The 1,159-nt window shown below is 43.0% G+C and carries 1 protein-coding gene; it reads left to right on the top strand.

Annotated elements, in window-relative coordinates; translation table 11 throughout:
• Positions 1-1,159, top strand: a 1,159-nt coding sequence (gene cgtA, locus UC75_RS07830; RefSeq protein ID WP_128825219.1) for an Obg family GTPase CgtA, incomplete at both ends; no start/stop codon positions are given.

Here is a 1,159-nt window from a genome sequence, read left to right as displayed (position 1 = left end):
GGCAATGGCGTAGCCAGTTTTCGCCGTGAAAAATTTGTACCATTTGGTGGCCCAGATGGTGGTGATGGCGGACGTGGTGGAAGTATCTATATTCAAGCTGATGATGATACGAGTACGCTAGTCGATTACCGTTACACACGTAAGTTCCGTGCTGAGCGCGGAAAGAATGGTGCAGGCGCTAACTGTACTGGACGTGGTGGTGAAGATGTGGTTTTAAAAGTACCCGTTGGTACAACAATTGTTGATACAGATTCAGGCGATATTATTGGCGATTTGGTTGAAGATGGCCAAAGAATTCTGGTTGCAGGTGGTGGTGATGGTGGTTTGGGGAATACCCACTTTAAATCATCAACTAACCGTGCTCCGCGTAAATGTACGACAGGCATCAAAGGTGAATTTCGTGAAATTCGTCTAGAATTAAAAGTATTGGCAGATGTTGGTTTATTGGGTATGCCAAATGCTGGTAAATCAACCTTTATTCGTGCTGTAAGTGCTGCAAAACCAAAAGTAGCAGATTATCCATTTACAACCATGGTTCCAAACCTTGGCGTTGTAGATGCTGACCGTCATCGTTCATTTGTAATGGCCGATATTCCTGGTTTGATTGAAGGTGCAGCGGAAGGTGCTGGTTTGGGAATTCGTTTCCTTAAACATTTGGCACGTACGCGTATCCTTTTACACATTATTGATGTGCAACCAATTGACGGTTCGGATCCTGCGCATAATGCAAAAGCAATTATGAATGAGTTAGCTAAGTTTTCTCCTACTTTGGCTAAACTTCCAATTGTTTTAGTACTAAATAAACTGGATCAGATTGCTGAAGAAAGTCGTGAAGAGTGGTGTCAGCATATTCTAGATGAACTAGAGTGGACTGGACCTGTCTTTAAGACATCAGGTCTATTAAGTGAAGGTACAAAAGACGTTGTGTATTACCTCATGGATCAGATTGAACAACAACGTGAACGCGAAGTTGAAGATCCTGAATATGCAGCAGAAGTAAGAGCTTTCCGTGAACAACTAGAAGTTGAAACACGTGAACAAACCATTGCGGCAAAAGAAGCATATCGCGCTATGCGTCGAGCACAACGTCTTGAAGGCATGTTGGGCGATGATGATGATTTTGACGATGATGAAGACGACAATGATGTAGAAAGCATCT

Source organism: Acinetobacter sp. V2 (genome assembly GCF_001188385.1).
Classification (GTDB): Bacteria; Pseudomonadota; Gammaproteobacteria; order Pseudomonadales; family Moraxellaceae; genus Acinetobacter; species Acinetobacter oleivorans.
This window is presented reverse-complemented; position numbering and strand designations above follow the sequence as displayed.